21 protein-coding genes and 1 pseudogene are annotated in these 22361 nt (G+C 66.0%); 11 read left to right on the top strand and 11 right to left on the bottom strand.

Annotated features, from left to right (window positions below; genetic code table 11):
- From odhB to DFP89_RS14475, 8 genes are all read left to right on the top strand, one after another.
- The gene (odhB, locus tag DFP89_RS14510) at nt 1-1551 is read left to right on the top strand and encodes a 2-oxoglutarate dehydrogenase complex dihydrolipoyllysine-residue succinyltransferase (RefSeq protein ID WP_114350114.1); all 1551 of its coding nucleotides are present in this window, start codon (nt 1-3) and stop codon (nt 1549-1551) included.
- A 19-nt stretch (nt 1552-1570) separates the two neighbouring features.
- Entirely contained in the window at nt 1571-1963 is a 393-nt protein-coding gene (locus DFP89_RS14505) for a hypothetical protein (RefSeq protein ID WP_147273316.1), read from the top strand.
- Nucleotides 1964-2176: 213 nt separating this feature from the next.
- Nucleotides 2177-2596: an EVE domain-containing protein gene (locus DFP89_RS14500; protein WP_114350112.1), complete on the top strand. Its 420-nt coding sequence runs from the start codon at nt 2177-2179 to the stop codon at nt 2594-2596.
- A gap of 4 nt (nt 2597-2600) precedes the next feature.
- Nucleotides 2601-2858 (top strand): hypothetical protein, encoded by a 258-nt coding sequence (locus tag DFP89_RS14495; RefSeq protein ID WP_114350111.1) that lies wholly within the window; start codon nt 2601-2603, stop codon nt 2856-2858.
- Nucleotides 2858-3247: an MAPEG family protein gene (locus DFP89_RS14490; RefSeq protein WP_114350110.1), complete on the top strand. Its 390-nt coding sequence runs from the start codon at nt 2858-2860 to the stop codon at nt 3245-3247. Before DFP89_RS14495 ends, DFP89_RS14490 begins: the two co-directional genes overlap by 1 nt.
- On the top strand, nt 3247-3627 hold the full coding sequence (locus tag DFP89_RS14485) for a hypothetical protein (protein ID WP_114350109.1): 381 nt from the start codon (nt 3247-3249) through the stop codon (nt 3625-3627). The genes DFP89_RS14490 and DFP89_RS14485 overlap by 1 nt, the downstream gene beginning before the upstream one ends.
- Nucleotides 3628-3642: 15 nt before the next feature.
- A complete protein-coding gene (gene lpdA / locus DFP89_RS14480; protein ID WP_114350108.1) occupies nt 3643-5037 on the top strand; it encodes a dihydrolipoyl dehydrogenase in 1395 nt (464 codons plus the stop codon).
- Nucleotides 5038-5255: 218 nt separating this feature from the next.
- Nucleotides 5256-5750 carry a lytic transglycosylase domain-containing protein gene (locus DFP89_RS14475; RefSeq protein WP_114350107.1) on the top strand — a complete coding sequence of 165 codons (495 nt, stop codon included), beginning with the start codon at nt 5256-5258 and terminating at the stop codon, nt 5748-5750.
- Nucleotides 5751-5809: 59 nt separating this feature from the next.
- On the opposite strand, the gene DFP89_RS14470 is transcribed toward DFP89_RS14475, so the two are convergent.
- Both DFP89_RS14470 and DFP89_RS14465 read right to left on the bottom strand, forming a co-directional pair.
- Nucleotides 5810-6250 (bottom strand): GNAT family N-acetyltransferase, encoded by a 441-nt coding sequence (locus DFP89_RS14470; protein ID WP_114350106.1) that lies wholly within the window; start codon nt 6248-6250, stop codon nt 5810-5812.
- Nucleotides 6247-7085 (bottom strand): annotated as a pseudogene (locus DFP89_RS14465) (AAA family ATPase). The gene DFP89_RS14470 and the pseudogene DFP89_RS14465 overlap by 4 nt, the downstream one beginning before the upstream one ends.
- A 159-nt stretch (nt 7086-7244) precedes the next feature.
- Here DFP89_RS14465 and dksA point away from each other — a divergent pair.
- Nucleotides 7245-7667, top strand: coding sequence for an RNA polymerase-binding protein DksA (gene dksA, locus DFP89_RS14460; protein WP_114350124.1), 423 nt, complete (start codon nt 7245-7247; stop codon nt 7665-7667).
- A gap of 69 nt (nt 7668-7736) precedes the next feature.
- Nucleotides 7737-8858 (top strand): FAD-dependent monooxygenase, encoded by a 1122-nt coding sequence (locus DFP89_RS14455; RefSeq protein WP_114350105.1) that lies wholly within the window; start codon nt 7737-7739, stop codon nt 8856-8858.
- Between the two features lie 44 nt (nt 8859-8902).
- Here DFP89_RS14455 and glmM read toward each other — a convergent pair whose 3' ends face one another.
- The 8 genes from glmM to DFP89_RS14415 form a co-directional block, all read right to left on the bottom strand.
- Nucleotides 8903-10246, bottom strand: coding sequence for a phosphoglucosamine mutase (gene glmM, locus DFP89_RS14450; RefSeq protein WP_114350104.1), 1344 nt, complete (start codon nt 10244-10246; stop codon nt 8903-8905).
- A 2-nt stretch (nt 10247-10248) separates the two neighbouring features.
- On the bottom strand, nt 10249-11214 hold the full coding sequence (gene folP / locus DFP89_RS14445) for a dihydropteroate synthase (RefSeq protein WP_114350103.1): 966 nt from the start codon (nt 11212-11214) through the stop codon (nt 10249-10251).
- 45 nt (nt 11215-11259) lie between these two features.
- Nucleotides 11260-12042, bottom strand: coding sequence for a dihydroneopterin aldolase (locus tag DFP89_RS14440; protein ID WP_114350102.1), 783 nt, complete (start codon nt 12040-12042; stop codon nt 11260-11262).
- 95 nt (nt 12043-12137) lie between these two features.
- Complete coding sequence (locus DFP89_RS14435; RefSeq protein ID WP_114350101.1) at nt 12138-12671, bottom strand: cell wall hydrolase; 534 nt, start codon at nt 12669-12671, stop codon at nt 12138-12140.
- 227 nt (nt 12672-12898) lie between these two features.
- Nucleotides 12899-15460, bottom strand: a complete 2562-nt coding sequence (locus tag DFP89_RS14430; protein WP_114350100.1) for a putative PEP-binding protein — start codon at nt 15458-15460, stop codon at nt 12899-12901.
- Nucleotides 15461-15586: 126 nt separating this feature from the next.
- Nucleotides 15587-17869: a glycine--tRNA ligase subunit beta gene (gene glyS / locus DFP89_RS14425; RefSeq protein ID WP_114350099.1), complete on the bottom strand. Its 2283-nt coding sequence runs from the start codon at nt 17867-17869 to the stop codon at nt 15587-15589.
- Nucleotides 17869-18339: a DUF6446 family protein gene (locus DFP89_RS14420; RefSeq protein ID WP_114350098.1), complete on the bottom strand. Its 471-nt coding sequence runs from the start codon at nt 18337-18339 to the stop codon at nt 17869-17871. The genes glyS and DFP89_RS14420 overlap by 1 nt, the downstream gene beginning before the upstream one ends.
- Before the next feature lies 1 nt (nt 18340).
- Nucleotides 18341-19303, bottom strand: a complete 963-nt coding sequence (locus DFP89_RS14415) for a glycine--tRNA ligase subunit alpha (protein WP_114350097.1) — start codon at nt 19301-19303, stop codon at nt 18341-18343.
- Nucleotides 19304-19387: 84 nt separating this feature from the next.
- On the opposite strand from DFP89_RS14415, the gene DFP89_RS14410 reads away from it, so the two are divergent.
- Nucleotides 19388-20911, top strand: coding sequence for a peptidoglycan-binding domain-containing protein (locus DFP89_RS14410; RefSeq protein ID WP_114350096.1), 1524 nt, complete (start codon nt 19388-19390; stop codon nt 20909-20911).
- Here the strand turns inward: DFP89_RS14410 and DFP89_RS14405 are convergent.
- Nucleotides 20908-22356, bottom strand: coding sequence for a TrkH family potassium uptake protein (locus DFP89_RS14405; RefSeq protein WP_114350095.1), 1449 nt, complete (start codon nt 22354-22356; stop codon nt 20908-20910). The two genes, DFP89_RS14410 and DFP89_RS14405, sit on opposite strands and share 4 nt — an antisense overlap.
- Between the last annotated feature and the right edge of the window lie 5 nt (nt 22357-22361).

Here is a 22361-nt window from a genome sequence, read left to right as displayed (position 1 = left end):
ATGGCCACCGAGCTGCGCGTCCCCGCCTTGGGGGAATCGGTATCCGAGGCGACGGTGGCGACCTGGTTCAAGAAGCCGGGCGATCGCGTCGCCGTGGATGAAATGCTGTGCGAGCTGGAAACCGACAAGGTGACGATCGAGGTGCCCTCGCCCGTCGCCGGTATCCTGGCCGAAATCGTCGCCCCCGAGGGCGCGATCGTCGCGCCGAACGCCCTGCTCGCGCAGATCAACAAAGCGGGGGATGCGGCCCCCGAGGACAAATCGCCCCGAACGGATTCGGGCATGACAACCCAGGAAGGACAAAAGAAGATGAGCGGAAAATCCGTCGATGTAATGGTGCCCACCCTGGGCGAAAGCGTGACCGAAGCCACGGTCGCCACCTGGTTCAAGAAGGTCGGCGATGCCGTCGCGCAGGACGAAATGCTGTGCGAGCTGGAAACCGACAAGGTCTCGGTCGAGGTGCCGGCACCCGCCGCGGGCGTTCTGGCCGAGATCCTCGCCCCCGAAGGCGCGACGGTTGAGGCCAGCGCACGCCTTGCCATCATCACCGAAGGCGCCGCCGGTGCCGTCTCGGCCCCCGCTGCCGCGCCTGCCGCCGCGCCCGCCCCGGCTGCGGCGCCCGCTGCTGCCGCCCCGGCCGCTGCCGGCAAGGATGTCGAGGACGCCCCCGCCGCCAAGAAGGCCATGGCCGAGGCCGGCGTCTCGCGCGATGCGGTGACCGGCACCGGCCGCGATGGCCGGGTGATGAAAGAGGATGTCGCCCGCGCCGCCTCGGCCCCGGCTGCCGCGCCCACGGCCGCCGCCCCCGCGCCGGCTCAGGCGCCGCGCTCGCCCAGCTCGGCCGAGGATGCCGCGCGCGAGGAACGCGTCAAGATGACCCGCCTGCGCGCCACCATCGCCCGCCGTCTCAAGGACGCGCAGAACACCGCCGCCATGTTGACCACCTATAACGAGGTGGACATGAAGGCGATCATGGACCTGCGCAACACCTACAAGGACCAGTTCGAAAAGAAGCACAAGGTCAAGCTGGGCTTCATGTCCTTCTTCGTGAAGGCCTGCACCCACGCCTTGAAGGAAGTCCCCGAGGTCAATGCCGAGATCGACGGCGGCGACGTGGTCTACAAGAACTTCGTCCATATGGGCGTCGCCGTCGGCACCCCGAACGGTCTGGTGGTTCCGGTGGTGCGCGATGCCGACCAGAAGAGCTTTGCCCAGATCGAGAAGGAAATCGCCGAACTGGGCCTGCGCGCCCGTGACGGCAAGCTGACCATGGCGGAAATGCAGGGCGGCACCTTCACCATCTCGAACGGTGGCGTCTATGGCTCGCTGATGTCCTCGCCGATCCTGAACCCGCCGCAATCGGGCATTCTGGGCATGCACAAGATCCAGGACCGCCCGGTCGTCGTGGACGGCCAGATCGTCATCCGCCCGATGATGTATCTGGCGCTGAGCTATGACCACCGGATCGTCGACGGCAAGGGCGCCGTGACCTTCCTCGTGCGCGTCAAGGAGGCGCTGGAGGATCCGCGCCGCCTGCTGATGGATCTGTAAGAAAGACGGGATGCGCGCGATGGACAACCTCCAGAAATCCGAGGCGGTTATTGCGCGCATCCTTGCGTATCTGGCGGAGAATGGGCTGCAACGATCGCAGTTGGAAAGTGAGACACTTGCCCTTGAGGACGAACTCAGCCCGTTTTTCACGACATGCTATGAATGGCTTGAATCCGAAGGAATTGTTCGCTCAAGCAACATCTCAAAAACTCTGTCGGGTCATATCTACATCACAAACCCTGTGATCACCGCGAAAGGTTTTCAGCTTCTGTCGCAGGGGGTGAATCTTGGCGGCGAGGAAAAATCTCTTGGAACTGCCGTGAAAGAGGTCTCGTCCGGCCGTTCCTATTCATCCATTGGCGATTTCGTCGGAGGCATACTCGGTGGCTTCACCAAGTCCATCAGCTCATAGGGATCGCTTGCAATCGACCCCGCCCGGTGGGCACCGCCGGGCAGCGCCCGGCCGCCCCCCCGTGCGGGCGCTTTGCACCCACCCGCGGCCGGTCCCTGCCCTCATCGCCCATGACCACCCCGTAGGGTGCGTCGTCCCGACGCACCATGCCCCCGCGCGCCGACACTCCCCCGCACAACGTGCGCCCCTGTCACGCAACGACCGGCCCACCTCATGACCACCCCGCGCTTCTGGATCGGCACCGTCTCGCGCGAGCATGTCCTGATTGGCGTGGCGGGCGGATTTGCGATGCTGAACCACGGCAAGCTTGCGCCGCTCAAGCGCCTCGCGCCCGGCGACGGCCTTGCCTATTACTCGCCGAAAACCGGCTGGCCGGACGGCGCGCCCCTGAAAGCCTTCACCGCCCTTGGCACCGTGCGCGACGCGGCACCCTATGAGGCAGAAATGCGTCCCGGACAAACCGGGTTTCGCTTGGGAATCGACTGGCTCCCCGCCCGCGAAACGCCTATTTCTGATCTGACGGACAGGCTGGAATTCACCCGCGGCAATTGGGGCATGCTGGCCCGGCGCGGGCTGTTCGAGGTTTCCGGTGCGGATTTCCAGACCATCCGCGCCGCCATGTTGCAGGAGTAGACACATGACCCAGATGATCGCCCATTACAGCGTCGCCGAATATGCGCAGTTCAAGACCGCTTTCGATGCCGATGCCGAGGATCGCGCCAATAACGGCCTGAGCCTTCTGCAGCTCTGGCGCGAGGATGGCGGTAGCGCCTGGGCGCTGTTCAGCGTCGCCGATGCCAAGGCCGCCCGCGATTATCTGGATGGCGCCGCCGCTGTCTTCAACAGTCAGGCCGGCGTGCGCTCAGCCGTGTTCCACTTTGTCGAGACCGCCTGATGGCGGCCGAAACCACCGCGCTGGCCTTGGCTGCGCTGCTGCAAGCGGCGCAGATCGGCTTGGCGGCCGCGGTGATGAATCGCGACGTGGGCGCGAAATGGAATGCCAGCCCGCGCGACAAGCAGCCCGAATTCTCGGCCATGACCGGGCGTCTGCGGCGCGCGGTCGACAACCATTTCGAGGGGCTGATCCTGTTCACCATCGCCGTTCTGGTGGTGGTGACCAGCGATGCCGGCTCGCCGCTGACGGTGCTTTGCGCCTGGCTCTATCTGGCCGCACGCATCCTTTACGTCCCCGCCTATGCCTTTGGCTGGTCGCCCTGGCGGTCGCTGATCTGGGCGGTGGGCTTTGTCGCCACGCTGACCATGATCATTGCGAGCCTGTTCTGATGCGCCACCCCGCCGCCCTGCTTGCCCTTGTTGTCACGCTTGCAGCCCCCGCCGCGCAGGCTGAAACCGACCTCGCGCCCGGCAGCTTCCTGCGCCAGACCCAACATTGGGACCGGGAACAGCGGACATTCATGCCCGGCGCCGAAACCGGCGAGGGCGAGGCCTGCTGGCAGGTGATCTCGCGTTCCGAACATGAGGTCGTGCTGAAACATGTCAGCGGCGAGTTCCATCCCTTCTGGTCGGACAAGGTCATCCACCCCGGCAGTGAGGATGCGTGGTTCGACAGCGACATTTTCCGGGAACAGAACCCCGGCAAGCCACCCCTGACCCAGATTCGCGCCATATTTGAAACAGTGGCAAGCTGCCACGAGCCTTCCTGAACGAGGATAAGAAAGATGCCCACCTATGATCTGATCGTGATCGGCGCCGGTCCCGGCGGTTATGTCTGCGCCATCCGCGCTGCCCAGCTTGGCCTGAAGGTCGCCTGCGTCGAGGGCCGCGAGACACTGGGCGGCACCTGCCTGAACGTCGGCTGCATCCCCTCGAAGGCACTGCTGCATGCCAGCCACATGCTGCACGAAACCCATGAGAATTTCGCCAAGATGGGGCTGATGGACGCGCATGTGAATGTCGATTGGACGCGCATGCAGGCCTATAAGGCCGAGACCGTCAGCACCAATACCAAGGGCATCGAATTCCTGTTCAAGAAGAACAAGATCGACTGGATCAAGGGCTGGGCCGAGATCGAGGGGCCGGGCAAGGTCAAGGTCGGCGACACCACCTATGAGACGAAGAACATCGTCATCGCCTCGGGGTCGGAACCTTCCAGCCTCAAGGGCGTGACGGTGGACAATGCCGGCGGCATCGTGGTCGATTCGACCGGCGCGCTGGCGCTGCCCGGCATTCCGAAATCCATGGTGGTGATCGGCGCCGGCGTCATCGGGCTTGAGCTGGGCTCGGTCTATGCGCGTCTGGGGGCCGAGGTGACGGTGGTCGAATTCCTTGACGTGATCACCCCCGGCATGGACGGCGAGGTGCAAAAGCAGTTCCAGCGCATTCTGGCCAAGCAGGGGCTGAAATTCGTCATGGGCGCCGCCGTTTCGGGCGTCACCGTCGAAAACGGCACCGCCAAGGTCGCCTATACCCTGCGCAAGGACAACAGCGAACACGTGATCGAGGCCGCGACCGTGCTGGTCGCCACCGGCCGCCGCCCCTATGTTGCCGGGCTCGGTCTGGACAAGGCCGGTGTCGCGCTGACCGATCGCGGCTTCGTTCAGGTCGACAATCACTGGCAGACCTCGGTGCCGGGCATCTATGCCATCGGCGACGCGGTTCCCGGCCCCATGCTGGCCCATAAGGCCGAGGATGAGGGCATGGCAGTGGCCGAGGTCATCGCCGGCAAACATGGCCATGTGAACTATAACGTCATCCCCGGCGTCATCTACACCACGCCCGAGGTCGCATCCGTGGGCCTGACCGAGGAAGCCGCCAAGGAAACCAACCGCAAGATCAAGGTCAGCAAGTTCCCCTTCATGGGCAATGCCCGCGCGAAAGCCCTGTTCCAGGCCGAAGGCTTCGTCAAGATGATCGCGGACGCGGAAACCGACCGGGTGCTCGGCTGCCATATTATCGGCCCGAATGCCGGCGAGATGATCCATGAGGTCTGCGTGGCAATGGAATTCGGCGCCTCGGCGCAGGATATCGCCCTGACCTGTCACGCCCACCCGACCTGTTCGGAAGCGGTGCGCGAGGCGGCACTGGCGCTTGGCGACGGCGCGATCCACGTCTGAGCGGGTCACGCCTGAGCGGGTCACGCCTGAGCGGGCTGGATTTAGTCCGGATCCGGGTCTGAACCACCCGGTTTAGGCAGAATTTCACCGAAACCCACGCCGCGATGCGGCGAGTTTCCGCCGATGGGCCGTCCGTAACAGGGCGGCCCTTTCTTTTGATTTCCCAGCCGCCCGTGGCTGTGGCTTATCCCTTGTTCAAAGAGAACATGAGGGCAGTGATGAAATCCTTGATCGGTATGCTGGTGCTGGGTGGCACGCTTGCTGTCAGCGCCTGCGGCGACAACCGGGTCGATCCCGACCGCCGCTATCTGGTCGAACCCCGCGCCACGGCCGCCGAAACCGTCGGCCTGCACGCCAACGAGACGCCCGAGCTGCGCCGCCTGATCAACAAATACGCCGCCGAATACGATGTGCCGGTCGATCTGGTGCATCGCGTCGTCATCCGCGAATCGCGCCACCGCCCCGGCGCCCGCAACGGCCCCTATTACGGCCTGATGCAGATCCTGCCCGCCACCGCGCGCGGCATGGGCTTCCGCGGTGCGCCCTCGGACCTGCTGGATGCCGAGACGAACCTGAAATACGGCGTCAAATACCTGCGCGGCGCCTATATGGTCGCCGACGGCAACAAGGATGCAGCCGTGAAATGGTATGCACGCGGCTATTATTACGAAGCAAAGCGCAAAGGCCTTCTGGAAGAAACCGGCCTGCGCTGAAACGCATAACAGGGACAGTGAATTGAAAAGGGCGGCCCCAAGGGGTCGCCCTTTTTACGTCACAGCTTGCGGTTATAGCGGATAAAGGGCGAACGCTGCCCCACCCGGTCGTAAAGCATGCGGCCGGGGTAATTGTCCTCGGCGGTCAGCCAATAGACGTTCGGGACGCCGGCGCGGTCGGCCGCCTCATAGACACCTTCGATCAGGGCGCGGGCGACGCCCCGGCCCCGCGCCTCGGCGGCGGTGTAAAGGTCCTGCAGATAGCAGACACCCTCGTCCCGCCACAGATTGGGGTGAAAGACGTAATGCGTCAGCCCCAGCAGCTTGCCATCGGCCTCATGGACCAGCCCGTGAAAATCGCGCGCATCCTGCGCCATCAGCCGCGCGAAAGCCTTGTCATAGAATTCCGCCGGGCGGTCGGGGAAATTGTAAAAGCTCTGATAGCCCTCATAGAGCCGCTGCCAGCCCTTGCGGTCGCTTTCGCGCAATTCGCGGATCATCGCTGCCTCCTCGCCATGAATGCCAGCCGCTCGAACAGCGCCACATCCTGTTCGTTCTTCAAGAGCGCGCCATGCAGGCGCGGCAGCATCTCGCCCGCCGGACGCTTCAGATCCTCGGGCGAGAGGTCCTCAGCGAGGATCAGCTTGAGCCAGTCCAGAAGCTCGCTGGTCGAGGGCTTTTTCTTCAGCCCCTGCGCGCCCCGCAGTTCAAAGAACTGGTTCAGCGCCTCGTCCAGCAGGCGCGGTTTCAGACCGGGGAAATGCACGTCGACGATGCGCTTCAAAGTCTCGGCATCGGGAAAGCGGATATAGTGGAAGAAACAGCGGCGCAGGAAAGCGTCGGGCAATTCCTTTTCATTATTCGAGGTGATCACAACCACCGGGCGATGCCGGGCGCGAATCGTCTCGCCGGTCTCATAGACATGGAACTCCATCCGGTCGAGTTCCTGCAAAAGATCATTGGGGAATTCGATATCGGCCTTGTCGATCTCATCGATCAACAAGACCACCTTGGCATCGGCTTCAAAGGCCTGCCACAGCTTGCCCTTGCGGATGTAATTGCCGATGTCATGGACCCGCGCCTCGCCCAGCTGGCTGTCGCGCAGGCGCGAGACGGCGTCATATTCGTAAAGCCCCTGCTGGGCGCGGGTGGTCGATTTCACATTCCATTCAAGGATCGGCAGGCCAAGACTTGCCGCAATCTGTCGCGCCAGTTCGGTTTTTCCGGTGCCCGGCTCGCCTTTGACCAGCAATGGGCGCTCCAGCGTGATCGCGGCATTCACCGCCACCGCCAGATCGGGGGCGCGACATAGGCTTCTGTCGAGGAAAACTGCATCCGCCATTCCTTTCCGGCAATTCCCGCGACCCTAGCCAGCACCCGGGGCCTTCGCAAGCCGCCGGAAAAGGTGACGGAATGGGCTAGTGACAAGCAGGCCATCATCCTTTATGCGGACCGCAAGGACCGGGATACAGGCACCCGGCTCCCGGAGGAATGATGAAAGCCCAAACCTTTCTGCCCGAAGATTACCGTCCGGCCGAAGACGAGCCTTTCATGAACGAGCGGCATCTGGAATATTTCCGCCGCAAGCTGATTGCATGGAAACAAGAGCTTCTGGACCAGTCTGCCGAGACCCTTGAGGGCTTGCAGGAAAGCGCGCGCAATGTGCCCGATCTGGCCGATCGCGCGTCCGAGGAAACCGACCGCTCGCTGGAGCTGCGCACCCGCGACCGCCAGCGCAAGCTGGTCAGCAAGATCGACTCGGCGCTGCGCCGCATCGAGACCGGCGAATACGGCTATTGCGAAATGACCGGCGAGCCGATCAGCCTGAAACGGCTGGATGCGCGCCCCATCGCCACCATGACGCTGGAGGCGCAGGAGCGCCACGAACGCCGCGAGCGCGTGCATCGCGACGACTGACGGCGACGGCATGGCCCCCGGCCCGCCGCGCCCCGGCGGGTCCTTGTCACAAGCATGGGTGACCGCGTGATGCCGGCCCTGAAGGACGTTCCAGTCACCATCATCGGCGCCGGCATTGCCGGCCTGACCGCCGCCTGCGCCATGGCGCAACGCGGCGCGCGCGTCACCGTGCTGGAACGCGCGGGCGCCCTGCGCGAGGTGGGCGCGGGCCTGCAGATCTCTCCCAATGCCGTGCGCGTTCTGACCGCGCTTGGCCTGTGGCCGCGCTTCGAGGCAATCTCGGTCCGCTCGGAACGGGTCGAGCTGCGCGATTCCGTCGGACGGCAGGTGGCGCGGCTGGATCTGGCCCGCCATCGCCCCAAGGATCGCTTTCGCTTCGTCCATCGCGCCCGGCTGGTCGCCATGCTGGAAGAAGCCGCCCGCGATGCCGGGGTCGAGGTCATTCTGGGTCATGAGGTCGACGAGTTGCCGGAGGCGCCGCTGCTGATCGGCGCCGACGGGCTGAAAAGCCACCTGCGCCGTGAACTCAACGGCCCCGAGATCCCGTTCTTTACCGGCCAGACCGCATGGCGGGCGCTGATCCCGGCCGAGGCCGATCCCGCCCCCGCCGCACAGGTCTTCATGGGTCCGGGCCGGCATCTGGTCAGCTATCCGCTGGGCTTTGGCCTGCGCAATATCGTCGCCGTGGTCGAACGCCCGGACTGGCAGGACGAGGGCTGGTCCCTGCCCGGCGATCCGGCCGAGCTGCGCGCGGCATTCGCCCGCTTCGGTGGCCCGGTGCAGGACTGGCTGGGGCGCGTGGACAGCGTCGGCGTCTGGGGGCTGTTTCGCCACCCGGTCGCCGCGCATTGGCAGGATGGCCACCGCGCGCTGATCGGCGATGCCGCGCATCCGACCCTGCCCTTTCTCGCGCAGGGCGCGGTCATGGCGATCGAGGATGCCTGGGTTCTGGCCGCCTGTCTGGATGCCGACCCTGACCACGCAGCAGCGCTGGCGCGGTTTCAGGCGCTGCGCGCGCCCCGCTGCCAGCAGATCGTCGAGGCGGCGAATGCCAATGCCCGCAACTATCACCTGCGCGGACCGACGCGGGCCGTGGCCCATGCCGGGTTGCGGGCGGTGTCGCGCATGGCGCCCACGCGGCTGATCGAACGCTTCGCCTGGCTTTACGACTACGATCCGACCGCCGCTTAGGCGGTCGGATCAGGCCCCGTTCAGGCCAAGTCTCAAGCCCAGTCTCAGGCGGCGTGCTCGACAGCGGCGACGATGCCCTCGACGACCTCGCGCAGCACCACCTCATCCTCGGCCTCGGCCATGACGCGGATCAGGGGTTCGGTCCCGGACTTGCGGATCAGCACCCGGCCCGAGCCGTTCAGCCGCGCCTCGGCGCGGGCGATCTCGGCCTGCACGCTGTCTTTCGACAGCGGGTCGGCCCCGGCCTGATAGCGCACGTTTTTCAGCATCTGCGGCACCGGCTCGAACTGCGTCACAAGCTCTGACGCCAGTTGCCCGCTTTCCGCCATCGCGGCGAGGAATTGCAGCCCCGCGATCAGCCCGTCGCCGGTGGTGGCGTAATCGGTCATCACGATATGGCCTGACTGCTCGCCGCCCAGATTGAAGCCCTGCCCGCGCATGCGCTCGACCACATAGCGGTCGCCGACGGCGGTGCGCTCCAGCCGCAGCCCGCGCCCGGTCAGGAAGCGCTCCAGCCCAAGGTTCGACATCACCGTCGCGACCAGCGCGCCGCCGCGCAACCGGCCCTGTTCGGCCCAGCGGCCCGCCAGCAGCGCCATGATCTGGTCGCCATCGGCCACCTGACCCTTTTCGTCGATGATCATCACCCGGTCGGCATCGCCGTCCAGACTGATCCCCATATGCGCGCCATGTTCCAGCACCGCCTTTGCGCAGGCCCCGGGATGGGTCGAGCCGACGCCGTCATTGATGTTGTGGCCATTCGGGCTGACGCCCAGCGGAATGACCTCGGCGCCCAGTTCCCACAGCACGTCCGGGGCGGCGCGATAGGCGGCGCCATTGGCGCAATCGACGACGACCTTCAGCCCGTCCAGCGTCCGCCCGGCCGGGAAGGTGGTCTTGGCATATTCGACATAGCGCCCGCGCGCGTCATCGATGCGCTTGGCGCGGCCGATATTCTGCGGCTGGGCGGGGATGATCTCGCCGGCGACGATGGCCTCGATCTCGGCCTCGGCCTCGTCCGAGAGCTTGAAGCCGTCGGGGCCAAAGAACTTGATGCCATTGTCGGCCGCCGGGTTGTGGCTGGCCGAGATCATGATCCCGACATCCGCCCGCATCGAGCGGGTCAGAAAGCCCACCGCCGGCGTCGGCACCGGCCCCAGCAAGAGCACGTTCATCCCGGTCGAGGTCAGCCCCGCCGTCAGCGCGTTTTCCAGCATATAGCCCGAGAGCCGCGTGTCCTTGCCGATGACGACGCGGTGGTGATCCTCGCCATTGCGGCGGAAATAGCGGCCGGCGGCGGCGCCAAGGCGCAGCGCCATCTCGGCGGTCATCGGATGGGTATTGGCGCGGCCCCGCACACCGTCGGTTCCGAAAAGTTTCCTGCTCATGCTCACCTCCGGGTCACGGCCCGCCATAGGGCAATACCCTGTCTTGTTTGTGCCACGTCATGGACGCGGTGGATCTGTATGCCCTGCGCGATCCCGGCAAGGGTCACGGCCAGCGTCCCGGCAAAGCGGTCGATCGCCGCCTCGGCCCCGCCGATGCTGCCGATGAAACGCTTGCGCGAGACGCCCAGCAGCACGGGCGAACCCAGCCCGTGAAACAGCGAAATCCGCCGCAGGATGGCCAGATTATGCGCCTCGGTCTTGCCAAAACCAATGCCCGGATCAATCACGATCCTGTCGTGGGGGATTCCCGCCGATCGCGCCCGCGCGATACGTTCGGCCAGCGCGTCATAGACATCCAGAAGCACATCGCCGTAGCTGGGATTGTCCTGCATGGTCCGGGGGATACCTTGGGCATGCATCAGGCAGACGGGCGCGCCGGCATCCGCCACGACGCCCGCAAGCGCCGGGTCGAAATCAAGGCCCGAGACGTCATTGACCATCCCCGCCCCCGCCGCCAGCGCCGCCAGCGCCACATCCGCCTTGCGCGTATCGACCGAAATCGCCGCCAGCCGCCGCGCCGCCGCGATCACCGGGGTGATGCGGGCGATCTCGTCGGCGGCCGGGACCTCCAGCGCGCCGGGGCGGGTCGATTCCCCGCCGATATCCAGAATATCCGCGCCCTCATCGGCCAAAAGCCGGGCCTGCGCCGCCCCCTCATAGCGGCCCCCGTCCGAGAAACTGTCGGGGGTGGCGTTCACGATGCCCATGATGTGCGGCTGGTCCAAGCCAAGACCCAGCAAAGGCGCGCGTGGCGCGGTCAGCGCCGCCAGCACCTCATCGGGGGCATGATCGACGATGCGCGCGGGCGCGTTGCGGCTCAGCAGCTCGAATTGCGAAAAGCGCAGCCAGCCGCCGGCCAGTTGCCAGCGCCCGGTCTCGCAGGGAATGGGGCGAAAATATTCGGTCATGGCTTGGGTCTTTAGGCCCCCGCGCGGCCAAATCAAGGCCGCGTTTCAAAGACGCCGGGTCGGCACCAGGAAATCGGCGGGAATGGCGGGCATGGCGGCCCCCTTGGGCAGCGCCCAGTCAAGCTGGCTCGCGCCCAGCCGCTCGGCCAGCCACAGCGCCAGCACCTGCGGCTCGGGCGGTAGGCCAGCCACGTCGCGGACCATGCGCGCGGGCGCCCAGACCACGGCGCGGCCCTCGGCTGCGGCCCAGTCCAGTTCGGTGCGGCTGTCGGCCACGGTCAGGCCGAGATGCCCCGCCAGGGCCCATGCCGCCTGATCCAGTGCCAGTAATTCAACCTCGCGCGCATTGCCGCCCTGGGGCAGCGGCAGGCCGGGCGCGTCAGGGACCAGCGCCACCGCGCCCTCGGTCAGGGTCAGGTCGGCGCCGTGAAAGATCACCCGGATCGGTGCCGCGACATGCTTGGCCTGAACGCGGGCCTGCCGGCGCACCAGCGTCACCCCCAGCGCGCCGGGAATGCGGTCCAGCTTTTCCACCGTCACCGCGACCTGCGCCGCGCGCGGATGGATCAGGATCTGCGCCGCGATCTTTTCGGCCAGCGTTTCCAAGAGGTCATAGCGGCGATCCGCCAGCCCCGAGGCCACCGCCCCGGTCAGGATGTCATAGCTGAGGATGCGGTCCACCTCGTCATTGACGCCGACGACATGGCTGGCCAGTTCCACCTCGATGTCAAAGCGCAGCCGCTGCGGGTGGCCCCGCTCGGTCTGGAAAGCGCCGATCTCGGCGGCGACGACATAGTCGCGCAGGTGAATGCGGTCAGGCTGGTCCATGCGCCCCTGTCTCATGCCAACGGCCCCGCCGCAAGGGACGGGGCCGCTGAATGGTCGGTAGATTTGCGTCGGCGGCGCGCCTTATGCGCGCGGCCTCAGTTCACCGCCAGACGGCGATCCGAGCGATAGAAGATATGCGAGCCGATGCGCGTCGTGCGCTCGAACCGGCGCGACCACGACGGCTTGACGCGGCCGGTGTGGAAATAGGTCGCACCATTGGTCAGCGTGCGCGGCGCACCCGACAGGGCGGCCTGCGCGATCTTGTGGACGCGGGCATAGGTGCCCTTTTCGCGGATGCGGGCGTTCTTGTTATAGGTGAACTGGCCGCGCTGGTTCACGACCCCGCAGACGGTTTTCGGGAAGCGCGGGTGGTCCACCCGGTTCAGGATCACCTCGGCCACGGCGCGCTGGCCTTGCGAGCCTTCGCCACGGGCTTCGAAATACAAGGCCTCGGCGAGGCATTGCAGATCGCGCTGGCTGACCTGCGTCTCGACGCGGGTCTGCTTGGATTTGGTCTCATGGGCGGCCTTGGCAGGGCCATTGGCCAGTGCCGGGGACGCCAGGACAGGCGACAGTGCGACAGCAACACACACGGAAACGCGCGCCAGCCATGACATTTTCATAGACATGTTGGTCCTGTTTTCGGTCCGGCCCGGTCAATCATTCGGGTCGCGGTCAGTTTCGTCGGGGGCCCGCCTTTGGGCCTCAATCAGCCGTTAGAAGCCCGAAACTGCATGCTCCGATCCAGCCCACTTTCATGTGAGACCACCAATTCGCGTGATTTTAGAAGAGTTTGGCGGAAACCTGCCGACGGCATTTTGGTTAACGGGCGAAAACCGGCCAAAAACCGCAGGTCTTAAGACCTGCCGGAGAGGTCGATTTTGCCCTCGCCCCGCGCCATGAGAATCGATTCCTGCGCCGCCGCCAGCCGCGCCACCGGCACCCGGAACGGTGAGCACGAGACGTAATCCACCCCCGCCCTGAGACAGAAGGCGATCGATTCCGGGTTGCCGCCATGCTCGCCGCAGACCGAGATGGTGATGCCCGGTTTATGCGCGCGGGCACGGTCGGCGCCGATGGCGACCAACTCGCCCACCCCCTCGCGGTCAAGGATGTGGAAGGGGTCCTCGGAATAGACGCCCTGGCTGACATAGGTGCCCATGAAGCGGCCGGCATCGTCGCGCGACAGGCCATAGGTCATCTGCGTCAGGTCATTCGTGCCAAAGGACATGAAGGCCGCGTGTTCGGCGATGTCGCCGGCGCGCAGCGCGGCGCGCGGGGTCTCGACCATGACGCCAAGGCGATAGGTGAAATCCTTGCGGGTGCGGTTGCGCACCGCCGCCGCCACCGCGTCGATGCGGGTCTTGACCAGCTCGACCTCGCGCCGGGCGCTGACCAGCGGGATCATGATTTCCGGCACCACCGGATCGCCGTTATGGCTGGCGTCGATGGTGGCCTCGAAGATGGCGCGGGCCTGCATGTCGTAAATCTCGGGCACGGTGATGCCCAGCCGCACGCCGCGCATGCCCAGCATCGGGTTGAATTCCGACAGCGCATCGACCCGGCGGGTGACGTCCGAGAGCGGCAGATCCAGCGATTCCGCCAGCTCGCGCATGCCCTCGCGGTCATGGGGCAGGAATTCGTGCAGGGGCGGGTCGAACAGGCGGATGGTGACCGGCAGCCCGGCCATGATCTCGAAAAGCTTGGTAAAGTCGCTGCGCTGCATGGGCAGCAGACGTTCCAAGGACAGGCGGCGATCCTCGGGCTGGGTGGCGAAGATCATCTCGCGCATGGCAGGCAGGCGTTCTTCGTCAAAGAACATGTGCTCGGTGCGGCAAAGGCCGATGCCCTGGGCGTTGAACATGCGCGCGGTGCGGGCATCCTCGGGCGTGTCGGCATTGGCGCGCACGGTGATGCGGCATTCGCGGTCGGCCCATTCCAGCAATTGCGCGAAACTGTCGTCCAGCGCCGGTTCCAGCATCTCGGCGGCGCCGGCCAGCACCTCGCCCGAGGTGCCGTCGATGGTGATCTCCTCGCCCTCGAGGAAGGTGCGGCCGCGCGCCTGCAGGGTGCGGGCGCGGCTGTCGATGGTGATTTCGCTGGCGCCGACGATGCAGGGCAGGCCCATGCCGCGCGCGATCACCGCCGCATGGCTGGTCATGCCGCCCCGTTCGGTCAGGACCGCGACCGACGCATGCATGCCGCGGATATCCTCGGGGACGGTTTCGCGACGGACAAGGACGCAGCGTTCGCCCCGCGCCTCGGCGTCCTGGGCGGCGGCGGCGTTGAAGACGATGCGGCCGGTGGCGGCGCCGGGGCTGGCGTTGATGCCGCGCGCGATGACGTCGCGGGGGGCGCGCGGATCGACCTGATGGTGCAGAAGGTCCGAAAGCGCCCGGGGTTCGACCCGCATCACCGCCTCTTGCGGCGGGATGACGCCGTCGCGCGCCAGAGCCACGGCGATGCGGACGCTGGCGCGCGAGCTGCGCTGCACCCGCACCGCGTCGATGATCGCGACGCGGCTGTCCGAGATCACGAATTCGATCTGCATTTCCTCGCGCAGGCGTTCGCGCGCGGCGATGCCGAAGCGGACCAGATCGGCAAAGACCTGCGGCGCGGCCTCTTCCAGCGAGGGGCCGCGCGGATCGCGGGTCAGGTAAAGCGTCTCGGCCCCCTCGCCGCGCGCGGTGCCCTGACTTTGGCCGCGAAAGCGTCCGGTGATGCGCGGCGTGCCGGTGACGCCATCGACGAACTGGATCGTGCCCGAGCCGGTGACGCCCGGCCCGATGGCCAGCGCCATGTCCTGAACGACCAGCCCCAAGGGCGCGCTGTCCGGCGCCCCCTTGGCCTGACGCAGCAGCCGCGCGGTCGGGCCGTCCCAGGCGCGGGCCATGGAGCGCAGCACCTCGGCCAATTGGCGGGCGGGGTCCTGGGGAAATTCCTCGTCGGTTTCGTCCTCATAGGCGCGAAGGGCGGCATCAAGCCCCGCATCGCTGTCCGAGAACATGTCGGGGTCGAGCCGCGCGACATGGATCGCATAGGATTGCACAAAGCCCAGATAGAGCGCGTCGGCGGCGGGCTTGCCCCGGGTTTCCGCCAGCCGCGCATGGCAGGCCGCGTTGATGCCCACGTTCAGGACCGTGCCCGGCCCGCCCCATGCCGGGTTCTGCGCCGAGGGCCGGACGCTGACCAGCCCGTCGGCGCGTTCGATGATCGCCGCCAGCCGGGCGCGGTCGGGCGTGCCGCCCATGGCGATGGCGCGCACCGCATCGGCCGAGATGGCAAAGCTGGTCGGCACCGGCAGATCCATGCGGATCAGGCGCTGCAGGCATTTTGCTCGCCAGCCATGCAGCGCGGTGCGCACCCCCGCCGAGGGGGTGATTTCGACAATGGCTTCGGGGTTGATCAATGCGGTCATGTTGCCGTCACATTAGGCATGCGCGGCGCATTGCTGCAAGTGCGAAGAAATGGGCCTGCGGCACGGCCGAACCGGGGGCTTTGCGCCCCCGGACCCCCGCAGGATATTTGCACATGAAAGAGGGGGTCAGCCCTCGATCCGGGTGAAATCGGCGATCTGGCGCCCGGCCTCGCGGATGCGCGAGAGCAGGTTCAGGCGGTTGCGGCGGATGATCTGGTTGTCGGTATTGACCTGCACCGCCTCGAAGAAGGCGTCGATGGGGGCGCGAAGGGCGGCGATGGCGGTCATGGCGGCGGGGAAATCCTCGGCGGCCATGGCCTTGCGGATCGCGGGTTCTGCTGTGTCGAGGGCCTTGAAAAGGGCGCGTTCGGCGTCGGTTTCGGCGAATTTCTCGTCGGCGCCAAAGCTGTATTCGACGCCGTCCTTGTCCTCGGCCTGCGCGAGAATGTTGCCGGCGCGTTTCAGGCCCTGGGTCAGGTTCTGGCCGTCCTCGGTTTTCAGCATGTCGTTGAGGGCGGTGGCGCGGTTCACCACCTGCACGAGGTCGTCATTGCCGGGCTGGGCAAGGACGGCGTCGATGATGTCATGGCGGATGCCCTGGTCGCGGAGATAGACCTTCAGGCGGTCGTGGAGGAAAGCGAGGAGGTCGGTGGTAGTTTTTCTCTGACCAGAAAACACACCTACATGCTCTCTGGCCGGAAAACTTACGCTGGGACCGACTGGCCGACCCTCATATTCACCAAGAAGGTAATCTTGGTTTGGATCGTATTCTGCCTCGCGATGATGCTCACTATATTCAGTCGCATCATTAATTTGATAGCCGACATTATAGTTGGGATGATCAAGAGGGCGAAGCTCGCGCGTATTGGCTATGCTACGCGCTAAAAACTGATGCGATTGCGCAATATGCACTTCCAAGCTGGTTCTCAGCTCATTCCCCAACACCAACCGAATAACCCCGAGCGCTGCCCGACGCAGCGCAAAGGGGTCCTTTGATCCCGTCGGTTTTTCGTCAATCGCCCAGAAGCCGGTCAGCGTGTCGATCTTGTCGGCCAGCGCCACGGCAACGGAAACCGGCGCAGTCGGGACCGCGTCCGAGGGGCCAAGCGGCGAATAATGGTCGCGGGCGGCGTCGGCGACCGCCTGCGGCTCACCGGCCTCAAGCGCGTAATAGCGGCCCATCGTGCCTTGCAGTTCGGGGAACTCGCCAACCATGGCGCTGCGCAGGTCGAGTTTTGCCAGCTTAGCCGCGCGCGCGGCCTGATCGGGGTCGGCGCCGACCAGCGGCGCAATCTCGCCAGCCAGCGCGGCAATGCGGGTAATGCGGTCGGCCTGCGAGCCGAGCTTGCTTTGGAAGGTCACGGATTTCAGGCCCTCGGCCCAATCCTTCATGCCGGCGCGGGCCTCGCGCAGGTCGTTCTCCCAGAAAAACGCCGCGTCCGACAGGCGGGCGGCCAGCACGCGCTGATTGCCCTTGAGGATCGTCTCGCCCTGATCGGGGGTGTCGATATTGGCGACGGTGACAAAGCCCTCGATCCGGCCGGTTTTCGGGTTTCTGGCCGAGAAGAACTTCTGGTGTTCCCGCATCGAGGTTTGCAGCACCTCGGGCGGCAGGGATAGGAAGCGTTCCTCGATCGCGCCCATCAGCGGGACGGGCCATTCGACAAGGCCCGCGACCTCGGACAGCAAGGCGTCGTCGGGCATGATCTCCCAGCCGCGCGCGAAGGCGAGGTTCGCGGCCTCTTGCCGGATCGCGGCTTCGCGCTCATCGGCGTCCAGCATGACGCGGGCGCGGCGCAGTTTGGCGGCGTAGTCGTCAAAGCCGGTGACGGCAAAGGCATCGGGGGCCATGAAGCGGTGGCCTCGGGTGGTGTTGCCCGCCACGATGCCCTCGATCTCGAAGGGCACGATGGTCGCGCCGGCCTCGTCGGACAGCAGGCAGATGATCGCATGCAGGGGACGGACCCAGCGCAGGCTGCCCGCGCCCCAGCGCATGGATTTCGGCCAGGGAAAGTTGCGGATGGTGCGATCCAGCACTTCGGCGATGATCTCGGCGGCGGGGCGGCCGGGGCGCTGGATCACGGCGAACCAGACCTGGCCCTTCTTGTCGTCGCGCGCCTCGAGCTGGTCTTTCGTCAGACCGGTCGAGCGCAGAAAGCCCTCGAGCGCGGCATCGGGAGCATCCGTCCGGGGGCCCTTGCGTTCCTCGCGCGTGGTGGGGCTGTGTGCGGTCAGCCCCTGCACCGTCAGGGTCAGGCGGCGCGGCGTCGAAAAGGCACCGGCACCGGTATAGGTCAGGCCAGCCTCGACCAGACCGTCGGTGACGAGTTTTTTCAGATCCTCGCGCGCACGGGCCTGCATCCGGGCCGGGATTTCCTCGGAGAAAAGCTCGATCAGCAAGTCGGCCATCAGTCCATCACTCCGCGTTCGGGGGTCTTGTCATTGATCTGGTGCCAGCCATAGGCGCGGCCATCGGGATAGACGGCAATCACGCGGTCCACGTCCGGGTGGATCTCGGGCTGGGAAAGATAGGCGGTGGCGGCGCCGGATTCGAGGTCGGCGCCGATCCGGTCGGCCTGAAAGCAATCGAACCAGCCGGGGGCAAAGCTGGGTTCGGGCTTGTCAAAAGGCGTGGTGCCGGCGGGCAGCGGCGCGCTCAGGCGAAAGCAGGCACGCCAGCGGATCGGAGAGCTGTCGGCATCAATCGCCCGCAGATCGGTGACGGCCAGCGGCACGGATTGGTCCGCGACCGTGGCGGTCAGCGTGACCGTGGCCGGGTCCAGCTCGTCGTAATAGGCATATTCCTGCGCATACCACATACCACCGCCCGCCGCGACGGCGGCGATGATCAGGACAAGCGCAGGCCAGCGACCGTTCATTCTATGCGCCAGTCGGGAAGGTGGGCAGCGCCTCGCCGGTCGCGGCCGAGGTGGTGACGAACAGGTCGGCGCAGCGCTTGGCCAGCGCGCGGACGCGGCCGATATAGGCTTGACGTTCGGTCACCGAGATCACGCCGCGCGCGTCCAGAAGGTTGAACAGGTGGCTGGCCTTGATGGCCTGATCATAGGCCGGATGCGCCATCGGAATCGCGCGCCCCGCCGCATCGGTATCAGCCGCGTCAAGGATGCGGGCGCATTCGGCCTCGGCATCCTTGAAATGCTGCAGCAGCATCTCGGTGTCGGCCTGCTCGAAGTTCCAGCGGGAATATTCACGCTCGGCCTGCCGGAAGATGTCGCCATAGCTCAGCGGGATCGGACTTTCGGGGTTGTTGAAGGGCATGTCCATCACATGCTCGACCCCCAGCACATACATGGCCAGACGTTCCAGCCCATAGGTCAGCTCGCCCGAGACGGGACGGCAGTCATGGCCGCCGACCTGCTGGAAATAGGTGAACTGGCTGACCTCCATGCCGTCGCACCAGACCTCCCAGCCAAGACCCCATGCGCCCAGCGTCGGGCTTTCCCAGTCATCCTCGACAAAACGGACATCATGGATCATCGGGTCAAGGCCGATGGCCTTCAGGCTGCCCAGATACAGGTCCTGCAGGTTCGCCGGGCTGGGTTTGATGATGACCTGATACTGGTAGTAATGCTGCAGCCGGTTCGGGTTTTCACCGTAGCGCCCATCGGTCGGACGGCGCGAGGGCTGGACATAGGCCGCCGCCCATGGCCGCGCGCCAAGGCTGCGCAAGGTGGTCGCCGGGTGGAAGGTGCCGGCCCCGACCTCCATGTCGTAAGGCTGCAGGACCGCGCAGCCCTGCGCCGCCCAATAGGACTGCAGGCGCAGAATCACGTCCTGAAAGCAGACGGGTTTGTCCGTCTGGTTGTCCTTGGGGCTGGTCATCTGGGCTTCCTTCGGCATAACTGGCAGGAAATATCAGCCGCCTTCTAGGCAGAGGGCGGCGTGGGGTCAATGAGAGGGACATGCATGCGGCGCTTTGCATTCATCATCGGGGCGGCCTTGCCGCTGATCGGGGCACAGGCTGCGTCGGCCGAGGATGTGGTGATCCGGATCGAGGCCAAGCGCGGGACCGAGGCCGCCCAGACCACCGCACAGGGCTGGAGCGCGCAGTTTCCCGACGTGGTGACCTTCCCGTTAAGCGATGGCTGGATCGGCATCGCGCTGGGTCCGATGCCGCGCGAAGAGGCCGATGCCCGGCTTGCGACGCTGAAAACCGAAAAGAAAGTGCCCGCCGACAGCTTTCTGTCGCCCGCCTCGGGGCGTGAGCTGACCAAGGTCGCGGGCAGCGCACCTGCTGATGCGCCGGTCGATGCCACCGGCGGCGCGGTGGTCACCGATGCGCCCGAGGCTGGCTCGCCCGGCTCGACCTTCCCCACCGATGGCACGGGAATCGCGGCGCCTGCGGATCTGCCGGCGGTCGATGCCATGGCCTCCCCTGCCCCGGCGGATGCGACCGAGACCGCCGCCACTGAGCCTGCCGCCGCGACGCCCGAGGCCCCGCCGCCGCCCGCGCAGGTCTTCATCCGCATCGAATCAAGCGCCGACCGCGCCAAGGCCGAGGAGATTCTGGCCGAATACCGCAAGACCCTGCCCGAGGCCGGGCTGTGGACGCTGCCCAATGGCCGCCATGTCATCGCCGTCGGCCCCTTTGACGAATTCCCCGGCGAGGCATGGCTGACCGCCTTCAAGAACGCCAAAGCCGTGCCGCGCGACGCATTCCTGACCCCGGCAACTGATATCGGCACCGTCGCCATCGCCGGCGCCACGCCTGCGCCCGGCGTCATCCATCCGCAGGAATCCGATCCGCTGCCAATGCCGCCGCTTGAGGATATCCAGCGCGCCCTGCGTTGGGCCGGCCATTACGATGGCGCCATCGACGGCAAGGACGGCCCGATGACCCAGTCCGCCATCGCCAGCGAGATCGTGCGCCTGCGCGCCGCCCCCGATGCCGCCACCGCCATGGCCGAGCTGATCGCCCGGCGCGAGGCATGGCGTCAGGGCATGGGCCTGACCGTGCTGCAGGACCCCCATACCGGCCTGTCGCTGCCGGTGCCGATGGAAAAGCTGCAATTCGACCGCGCCGAACGGGCGCTGTCGATCTATGGGCCCAAGAATGGCTCGGGCGCGGCGCTGATCCTGTTCTCGCAACCCGGCGGCCAGCAGGAAATGCTGGATATCGCGGGCCTCGTCACCGCGCTTGGCTGGGTGCCGCAGCCCGAACGCAAGGTCGAGCGTGGCAGCGTCACGCTGGACGGGCGGAACCAGACCCATATCGGCCATGCCGAGGGCAAGGTCGTTGACGGCCGCGCACAGGGCTTCGTGCTGATCTGGCCGATCTCGGACCCCGAGGACCAGCACCGGCTTGCGGCGGAAATCTCGGACAATCTGGCCCGTTTCGCCCCCGGCGCGGGCGAGGCCCAGCCCGAGCCCCCCGCCATCGCCCCGGCAGAACCGGCATCAGCCCCGGCAGCACCGGCGGTCCAGAACTAGGACCGCCAAAAGCTGGGCAGGAACAGCACAAAGACCGACAGCAGCTCTAACCGGCCGATATACATGCCCATGGTCATCATCCAGCGGGCGCTGGCCGGAAAGTTGTTTACCGCGCCATTGGGGCTGAGTTCCGGCCCCCACATCACGCCGACATTGGCGATGGCCGTCCATGCGCCGGTCAAGGCCGTGCGCGGATGCAGCCCGGTCAGCGCCAGCCCGACGACCAGCACGCCGAATGTCAGCATGAACAGGGTGAAAAACGCCATGACCGAATCGATGACGTCCTGTTCCAGCGGGCGGCCGTCATATTTCAGCGGATAGACCCGGTGCGGCGAACGCATGCGGCGCAGCTGCGACTTGATGGCCTGAAACAGCACCAGATAGCGAAAGACCTTGACCGAACATGAGGTCGAGCCGGTGCAGCCGCCGATCAGCCCCACGACGATCAGGATGGCAAAGGGCAGATGCCCCCATTTCATCACATCGGTCGAGGCATAGCCCGTGCCCGAAAAGGTCGAGACCACGTTGAAGACCGTCTCGCGGATGACATCGGACGGATCGCCGGCCTTCAGCCAGACCAGCCGATAGGCCACGATCGCGGCGATGGCATAGAAGGTCCAGCGGATATAGGCCCGCACCTGCACGTCGCGCCACAAGGGATCGGCCGAGCCCCGGATCAGCTGCACCATGCGGATGAACGGGATCGAGGCCAGGATCATGAAGACCGAGGCGACATATTCCAGCGGCCCGATAAAGGGGCCGAAACTGGCGTCATAGTTGGAAAATCCCCCGGTCGAACAGGTCGACAGCGCCAGCACCAGCGCGTCGAATCCGGTCATCCCGAACAGGATATAGATGATCATGCAGGCACCGGTCATGGCGCAATAGACGCCGGTCATCTCGCCTGCGATGTCAAAGGCACGGGGCAGGATCTTGCCCATCGTGTCAAAGCCCTCGGACTTGAAGAACTGCATGCCGCCGACCTTCATCACCGGCAGGAAGATCATGGCGACGACGATGATCCCCAGCCCTCCGGCCCAGTTCAGGAAACAGCGCCACAGGTTGGTGCCGCGCGGCAATGTGTCCAGCTCGGGAAAGGCGGTGGTGCCGGTGGTGGTAAAGCCCGACATCGCCTCGAAATAGGCGTCGGTAAAGCTGGCATAGGGCGCGCCCAGCATGAAGGGCAGCGCCCCCGCCAGGGGCAGCACCAGCCACAAGAGCGCGGTCAACAGAAAGGCCTGCTTGATGGTCAGGGACTTGTCGGCCTGCCGCGTCGAGAGCGTGACCAAGGCGCCCGCCAGCATGGTCAGGATGCCCGATTCCAGGAAGACCTGCCAATGCGGGTCCCCCGCCCACCAGTCCACGAACATGGGCAGCGACATCGCTGCCCCCAGCGTGACGACGAGCTTGCCGACGATATGAGCCACGGGACGAATGTCGATCATAGCGC

Source organism: Paracoccus lutimaris (assembly GCF_003337565.1).
Taxonomy (GTDB): domain Bacteria; phylum Pseudomonadota; class Alphaproteobacteria; order Rhodobacterales; family Rhodobacteraceae; genus Paracoccus; species Paracoccus lutimaris.
This window is presented reverse-complemented; position numbering and strand designations above follow the sequence as displayed.